Source organism: Mycobacterium sp., assembly GCF_039583805.1.
In the GTDB taxonomy this organism is placed as follows: Bacteria; Actinomycetota; Actinomycetes; order Mycobacteriales; family Mycobacteriaceae; genus Mycobacterium.
In genome coordinates, this window is record NZ_JAVKSH010000143.1 from 1 (window position 1) to 6,889 (window position 6,889).

7 protein-coding genes are annotated in these 6,889 nt (G+C 68.2%); 5 read left to right on the forward strand and 2 right to left on the reverse strand.

What is annotated here, in order from left to right; translation table 11 throughout:
* Positions 1 to 145: 145 nt before the first annotated feature.
* Both ABDW21_RS15600 and gnd read left to right on the forward strand, forming a co-directional pair.
* Positions 146 to 1,582, forward strand: coding sequence for a glucose-6-phosphate dehydrogenase (locus ABDW21_RS15600; RefSeq protein WP_343710690.1), 1,437 nt, complete (start codon positions 146 to 148; stop codon positions 1,580 to 1,582).
* Between the two features lie 15 nt (positions 1,583 to 1,597).
* Positions 1,598 to 2,620: a phosphogluconate dehydrogenase (NAD(+)-dependent, decarboxylating) gene (gnd, locus tag ABDW21_RS15605; protein WP_343710691.1), complete on the forward strand. Its 1,023-nt coding sequence runs from the start codon at positions 1,598 to 1,600 to the stop codon at positions 2,618 to 2,620.
* A 1-nt stretch (position 2,621) separates the two neighbouring features.
* On the opposite strand, the gene ABDW21_RS15610 is transcribed toward gnd, so the two are convergent.
* Both ABDW21_RS15610 and ABDW21_RS15615 read right to left on the reverse strand, forming a co-directional pair.
* On the reverse strand, positions 2,622 to 3,476 hold the full coding sequence (locus ABDW21_RS15610) for an alpha/beta hydrolase (RefSeq protein ID WP_343602810.1): 855 nt from the start codon (positions 3,474 to 3,476) through the stop codon (positions 2,622 to 2,624).
* An 11-nt stretch (positions 3,477 to 3,487) separates the two neighbouring features.
* Complete coding sequence (locus ABDW21_RS15615; protein WP_343710692.1) at positions 3,488 to 4,639, reverse strand: amidohydrolase family protein; 1,152 nt, start codon at positions 4,637 to 4,639, stop codon at positions 3,488 to 3,490.
* Positions 4,640 to 4,737: 98 nt separating this feature from the next.
* On the opposite strand from ABDW21_RS15615, the gene ABDW21_RS15620 reads away from it, so the two are divergent.
* From ABDW21_RS15620 to ABDW21_RS15630, 3 genes are all read left to right on the forward strand, one after another.
* Positions 4,738 to 5,325, forward strand: a complete 588-nt coding sequence (locus ABDW21_RS15620; protein ID WP_343602813.1) for a mammalian cell entry protein — start codon at positions 4,738 to 4,740, stop codon at positions 5,323 to 5,325.
* A complete protein-coding gene (locus ABDW21_RS15625) occupies positions 5,322 to 5,846 on the forward strand; it encodes a hypothetical protein (RefSeq protein ID WP_343602814.1) in 525 nt (174 codons plus the stop codon). The genes ABDW21_RS15620 and ABDW21_RS15625 overlap by 4 nt, the downstream gene beginning before the upstream one ends.
* Before the next feature lie 97 nt (positions 5,847 to 5,943).
* Positions 5,944 to 6,849 (forward strand): alpha/beta fold hydrolase, encoded by a 906-nt coding sequence (locus ABDW21_RS15630; protein ID WP_343602815.1) that lies wholly within the window; start codon positions 5,944 to 5,946, stop codon positions 6,847 to 6,849.
* Positions 6,850 to 6,889 lie beyond the last annotated feature (40 nt).

Below are 6,889 nucleotides of genomic sequence, written 5' to 3' on the forward strand. Positions count from 1 at the left end.
TTAGTCGCCGTGTATGGCTGACCGGCCGGCCGGTTACCCACAACGCGCCGGACGGTTGTCGGGCCCGACGGCGGTGTCTAGGGTGGGACCTGGCCGCCGCGGGGGCGAGTCACATGTCGCGTTACACGCACTGCCGTCCGAATTGATGTCGTCGAGTTGTCGTGGAGGTCCCGGATTGGCCGAACGCGGTGCGAGCCCCTCGGATGTTCTGGTGATCTTCGGAATCACCGGAGATCTGGCCCGCAAGATGACCTTTCGCGCGCTGTACCGACTGGAGCGCCGCAACCTGCTGGATTGCCCGATCGTGGGCGTGGCCATCGATGACATCACCGTTGAGCAGCTGGTCAAGCGGGCGCGGGAGTCGATCATCGCGACCGGTGAGCCGCTCGACGACACGGTGTTCGACCGGCTGGCGGACCGGTTGTGCTACCTGCACGGCGACGTCACCGACAGCGCCCTATACACCGAACTGGCCGACACGATCGGATCGGGGCGCCGGCCGCTGTACTACCTGGAGATGCCGCCGTCGCTGTTCGCGCCGATCGTCGAGAACCTGGGCAGAGCCGGCCTGCTGGAGCGGGCCCGGGTGGCGGTGGAGAAGCCGTTCGGCCACGACCTGGCCTCGGCGCGGGAGCTCAATTCGCGCCTGCATGCCGTGCTCGACGAGGAGCAGATCCTGCGGGTGGATCACTTCCTGGGCAAACAGCCCATCGTGGAGCTGGAGTACCTGCGGTTCGCCAACCTGGCGCTGGCCGAGTTGTGGGACCGTCACAGTGTCTCCGAGATGCACATCACCATGGCGGAGAATTTCGGGGTGGAGGACCGGGGCAGGTTTTACGACGTCGTGGGCGCGTTGCGCGACGTGGTGCAGAACCATCTGCTGCAGGTGCTGGCACTGGTCGCCATGGAGCCGCCCGCCGGCCCGAGCGCCGACGACCTCAACGACAAAAAGGCCGAGGTGTTCCGCGCGATGCCGGCGCTGGACCCGGCGCGCTACGTGCGGGGGCAGTACACGGGCTACACCGACATCGACGGGGTGGCCGCAGACTCCCAGACGGCTACCTTCGTCGCGATGCGCCTGGAGATCGACAACTGGCGCTGGGCGGGGGTGCCGATCTTCCTGCGGGCAGGCAAGGCGCTTCCGGAGAAGGTGACCGAGGTGCGGTTGTTCCTGCGTCGCACCCCGGCGCTGGCGTTTCTGCCCAAACCCACCCGGGTCGATCCGAACCAGATCGTGCTGCGCGTCGATCCCGATCCCGGCATGCGTCTGCAACTGGCCGCCGTCGAGGGCGACTCGTGGCGTGACGTGCACCTGGACTCGTCGTTCGCTGCGGATCTGGGCGAACCGATCCGGCCCTACGAGCGGCTGCTGCACGCCGGGTTGACGGGCGATCGCCAGCTGTTCGCACGGGAGGACAGCATCGAGGAGACGTGGCGGATCGTGCAGCCGCTGCTCGACGCCCCCGGCGAGGTCCATCCCTACGAACCCGGTTCCTGGGGGCCGAAGGCAGCGGCGGCATTGCTGCGCGGCCACCGCGGTTGGCAGCAGCCATGGGTGCCGGGCACCACCACATCACACTGAGGAGAACGCGACGACATGCAGCTGGGGATGATCGGTTTGGGCCGGATGGGTGCCAACATCGTGCGCCGCCTGACCAATGACGGACACGACTGCGTGGTCTACGACCACAATCCCGACGCGGTCACGGCGATGGCCGGTGAGGACAGGACGACCGGGGTGTCGTCGCCGGCGGAGTTGGCCGAAAAGCTGGCAATTCCGCGGGTGGTCTGGGTGATGGTGCCGGCCGGGGACATCACCACCGCGGTGGTCGCGGACCTGGCGAAGACGCTGCAGGCCGGCGACATCATGATCGACGGCGGCAACTCCTACTACCGCGACGACCTTGTGCACGCGAAGATGTTGGCCGAGAACGGGATTCACCTGCTGGACTGCGGGACCAGCGGCGGCGTGTGGGGCCGGGAGCGCGGCTACTGCCTGATGATCGGCGGCGACGACGACGCGTTCGCGCACGCGGAGCCGATCTTCGCCAGCGTCGCACCCGGAGTCGACGCGGCCCCGCGCACGCCGGGTCGGGACGGCGAGGTCACCCAGGCCGAGAAGGGGTACCTGCATTGCGGAGCCGTCGGGGCGGGGCACTTCGTCAAGATGGTGCACAACGGCATCGAGTACGGGATGATGGCGTCGCTCGCCGAGGGGTTGAACATCCTGCGCAACGCCGACGTCGGCACCCGCGAGCAGGACGGCGACGCCGAGACGGCGCCGCTGGAGAACCCCGAGTTCTATCGGTACGACATCGACATTCCCGAGGTCGCCGAGGTGTGGCGCCGGGGCAGCGTGATCGGCTCCTGGCTGCTGGATCTGACCGCGGGCGCGTTGCGCCAATCACCCGACCTGTCCGATTTCGCCGGCCGGGTCTCCGACTCCGGCGAAGGACGCTGGACCTCCATTGCGGCGATCGACGAGGGTGTGCCCGCGCCGGTGCTGACGTCGGCGCTGTACTCCCGCTTCGCCTCGCGGCGCCTTGACCTGTTCGCCGACCAGGCGCTGTCGGCGATGCGCAAGCAGTTCGGCGGGCACGACGAGAAGGCGGCGCCGTAGCTCAGCGGCCGACGAATTCGACCACGACGTCGCTGAACGCGTCGTTGTCGTCGCCCGCCGCGGTGTGCCCGGCCCCCGGCAGTTCGACGAACTCCGCGGTGGGCACCTTCGCCAGGAAATCCTGGACGCCCTCGGTGCTGACCACGTCGGACAGCTTGCCGCGGATCAACAGGATCGGGATCGTTAGGTTGATGGCCGCCTGCTCCAGCATCTCGGTCCGCAGCTGCGGGTCGTCGGCAGGCTTGGTCAAAAACGCCGGGTCCCAATGCCAGTACCACCGCCCGTCGCGCAGCCGCAGGTTCTTCGTCAACCCCTCCGGGCTGCGCGGCTTGCGGCGATACGGCAGGTACGCGGCGACCGCGTCTGCCGCCTCCTCCAGCGAGTCGAAGCCGTCCGCGTGGGCGAACATGAAATCGCGGATGCGCGCGCTGCCGTTTTTCTCGAACCGTGGCACCACATCCACCAGCACCAGCCGGGTGACTCGTTCGGGGCCGGCCCGGTCGGCGACGAGGATGCCGGTCAGCCCGCCCATGCTGGCCCCGATCACCACCGCCGTTCGGCCGATCGTGTCCAGTACGCGCAGGACGTCTTCGGTCAACGTCTCGATGGCGTAGTCGGCCGTGGGTGAACGATCGCTGTCGCCGTGCCCGCGAGTGTCGAGCGCCACCACGCGGAATCCCTCGTCGGCCAGGATCTGGCCGGTGTTCTTCCAGGAGAAGCGGTTCTGGCCGCCGCCGTGCAGCATGAGTATCGCCGGCCGGCCTGCCGGCGTATCCGGGCCCGGGTTCCATTCGTCGGCAATCAGGGTGATGCCGCCGGCACCCGGATACTTCACGGTGTGCGGCGTGGTCGTCACGGGGTGTGACCTTACGGTATCGCCGGCGGGACCGGCGCATCCGGGAACAACTCGGCGAAGGTGCCGACCAGCACGCGGTCCCTGATGTCCGGCGCGACGTCGTCGAACAGTCGATGCAGCGTCTGCTGGGTGTGTCCGAAGGTGCCTTCGATGTGCGGATAATCGCTGCCCCACAGCACATTTCGGTAACCCATCGCCGCGGCCACGGCAACCGCAGAGGCGTCATGCTGAAACGACGCGTACACCTGGGAGTAGATGATCTCCCGCGGGCTGCGGCCAAGCTTGGGCCGCACCACCATTGCGTGCTGTCGGTAGCCCTCTTCCATGCGGTCGGCGATGAACGGAACCCATGTCGCGCCGCCCTCGGCCACCAGCACCTTCAGCGCCGGATGACGGTCCAAGGCGCCGCAGGCGACCAGCTTGGTCACCGCCCGCTGGCCGCCGAACGACGTCTCGGTGTAGTTCAGCACGGCGCCACCGGGACCGTGGTGGCTGACCCCGATCGCGCCGCCACCAGCGAAATCGATTGGCTCCGTGCCGATGTGGAAGGCGATGACCATGCCGGTGTCTTCGGCGGCGGCCCAGAACGGCTCCCATTCGTCGTGGTTGTAGTCGCGCTGCGCCGGATGCGGTGTCACCGGCAAGAACACCGCCTTGAACCCGAGCGCGGCGCAGCGTTCCAGCTCGCCGACAGCGTCGCCGACGTCCAGTGTGGACACCTGCGCGGTGGGGATCAGCCGCGGCGAGAAATCCAGGATCGTCTGTTTGGCCCAGTCGTTGGATGCCCGCATGGCCTCGCGCAACAGTTCCGGCGTCCGGAACGAGCTCGACCACATCCCCAGCGACGGGAACACCAGTTCGGAGAAGATGCCCTCGTTGTCGAGGTCGGCCAGTCGCTTGCCGACGTCCCGCGACCCGGCGGCGGCCACGGTGGTCCGCATGAACTCTTGCTGGGCGAGGCTCGGCAGCCGGCGGCGAAAAGTCTGCCCGTCGACATGGATGGTCTCCCAGCGTCCGTCCGGATCCTTTTCCGTCCGCGGCACCAGATCGGCAAGCCGTGCGGGTAGGCGGGACCGCCACAGGTCGTCGGGCTCGATGAAGTGCGAGTCCGCCGAGTTCGCCCACAACTTGACCGGGGTCTGGTTCTGGGCGGGTACCGCCATGGGGAGACATTAGAATAAGTCAGGTGCCGAATTCCACTACTCCATCCGGCCCATCCGCCCCGTCCGGCCCATCCGGCGGCTCCGAGCCGGAGCAGGGCATGGCAGATGACGCGGCGCAAGCGGGGTCTGCGGTGGACGCGGTGGAATCGCATGCGGCGGATCGGGAGAGCAGGGTCGACACCGGCGCGTCGACCAAGCGAGCGAGGCCGGTGAGCCGGGACGCGCTGATCGCCGTCTCGGCCGTGATTGTGGTACTGGCGGCACTGGTCGGCTGGCTGGGCTTTCGTGCCTACGAGTCCCACGAGTTCGCGGCCACGCGCGATCTGTTCGTGCAAGCGGCGCGGCAGGCGGCCGTCGACCTCAGCACCGTCGACGATGAGCATGCCGACGCCGACGCGCAGCGGATCCTGGACTCGGCGACCGGCGCGTTCCGGGTCAGCTTCTCCCGGCGGTCCCGGGCGTTCGTCGACAGCGTCCGGCAGTCACATTCGAAATCCGTGGGAACGGTCCTCGAGGCCGGGTTGGAGACGCAGGCCGGCGACGCGGGGCAGGTGCTGGTGGCGGTGGCGGTGACGTCGGCGAAATCGGCTGGGCCCGAGCGGCAACCGCAGCAGTGGCGGATGCGAATAACCGTCCAGAAGACGGGTGACGGCGCGAAGATCGCCAAGGTCGATTTCGTGTCATGACCCGAGCACGCGGCGGCCTGGGCCGTGAGGCTGCACCTGTCGACTGGTTCTCCGTGCTCGTCTACGGGCTTCTGCCGGGAGTTGCCTTCCTGCTTGCGTCGGCTGCCGGCTTGCTGAAGTGGCATGACTCCGCGGCCCGCGACGACGACATCGCCCGTATCCAATCCGTCACGGCAGCAAAGGATTCCACGATCGCTCTGCTGTCCTTCCGGCCGGACACCGCCGAGAAGGACGTGGAGGCGGTGCGGGCTCGATTGACCGGCCGCTTCCGCGACAGCTACACCCAGGCGACCCGGGACGTCCTGGTGCCCAATGCGAAAGACCGCGAGGTCACCGCGATCGCTCACGTTCCCGCGGCCGCGTCGGTGACGGCCACCGGGAATCACGCCGTTGTGCTGGTGTTCGTCGACCAGGCCGTCACGATCCCCGGCTCGCCGACCGTCGGCGGAACTTCGAGTGTGCGGGTGACGCTGGACAAAGTCGGCGGGCAGTGGTTGGTGTCCGGTTTCGACGCGCTCTGATCGGCGGGGCGGTTCGGGTGCGGTTGCGGGCTCGCGGCATACTCGTCGCGCTGCAGTTTGCGGGTGTCGAGCCCTCCGGGACGAGAAGGGTCGGATGATGACTGGATCGCGCTGGATCGACGTACACGCTCCCGAGGTGGAGTTGAAGGCACTGACCTGGGGTCCGCCCGACGGCCCGATCGCGCTGTGCCTGCACGGATTTCCCGACACCGCGTACAGCTGGCGGATGGTGGGGCCGCGGCTGGCCGAGGCGGGCTGGCGGGTAGTGGCGCCGTTCATGCGCGGTTACGCGCCGTCGGCTATCCCGTCGGACGGCAGCTATCACATCGGTGCGCTGATGGACGACGCGTTGCGGGTGCGTTCGGCGGTTGGTGGCAGTGATCGCGACGTGGTGATCGGCCATGATTGGGGGGCGATCGCGGCAACCGGGTTGGCTGCGCTGCCCGAAAGTCCTTTCGCCAAAGCGGTGATCATGTCGGTGCCGCCTGCTGCGGCGTTCCGCCCGCTGGGACGGGTTGCCGACCGGGGCCGGTTGCTCGGCGTGCTGCCGCGTCAACTGCTGCGCAGCTGGTACATCCTGTACTTCCAATTACCATGGCTGCCTGAGCGTTCCGCGTCCTGGGTGCTGCCGCGGCTGTGGCGACGATGGTCTCCCGACTACGATGCCGAGGAGGACCTGCGCCATGTCGACGCTGCGATCGGTACCCCGGAGAGCTGGCGCGCCGCGCTCGGACCCTACCGGGCGACCATCCGCAACAGCCGTCCGCCGGCGCGGTACGCGGAGTTGCACCGGCACTGGACGTCGGCGCCGAAACTGCCGAGCCTCTACCTGCACGGCCGCGAAGATGGCTGCGCCACAGCGGCTTTCGCGCACTGGACGGACAAGGTGCTGCCTGCGGGCAGTGACGTGGCCGTCGTCGAGCACGCCGGACATTTCCTGCAACTCGATCGACCGGATCGGGTTGCCGAGCTCCTGCTGAGGTTCATCGGCCCCGCGGGCTAGCAGGCGGTTACGGTTCGTCGTTTTGGTCGTCGTCGTCGTC

Excerpts from the sequence above, each read along its gene's own strand:
- ABDW21_RS15600 (WP_343710690.1), top strand. The coding sequence starts at position 146 with ATGTCGTCGAGTTGTCGTGGAGGTCCCGGATTGGCCGAACGCGGTGCG.
- gnd (WP_343710691.1), top strand. The coding sequence starts at position 1,598 with ATGCAGCTGGGGATGATCGGTTTGGGCCGGATGGGTGCCAACATCGTG.
- ABDW21_RS15615 (WP_343710692.1), bottom strand. The coding sequence starts at position 4,639 with ATGGCGGTACCCGCCCAGAACCAGACCCCGGTCAAGTTGTGGGCGAAC.
- ABDW21_RS15620 (WP_343602813.1), top strand. The coding sequence starts at position 4,738 with ATGGCAGATGACGCGGCGCAAGCGGGGTCTGCGGTGGACGCGGTGGAA.
- ABDW21_RS15625 (WP_343602814.1), top strand. The coding sequence starts at position 5,322 with ATGACCCGAGCACGCGGCGGCCTGGGCCGTGAGGCTGCACCTGTCGAC.
- ABDW21_RS15630 (WP_343602815.1), top strand. The coding sequence starts at position 5,944 with ATGACTGGATCGCGCTGGATCGACGTACACGCTCCCGAGGTGGAGTTG.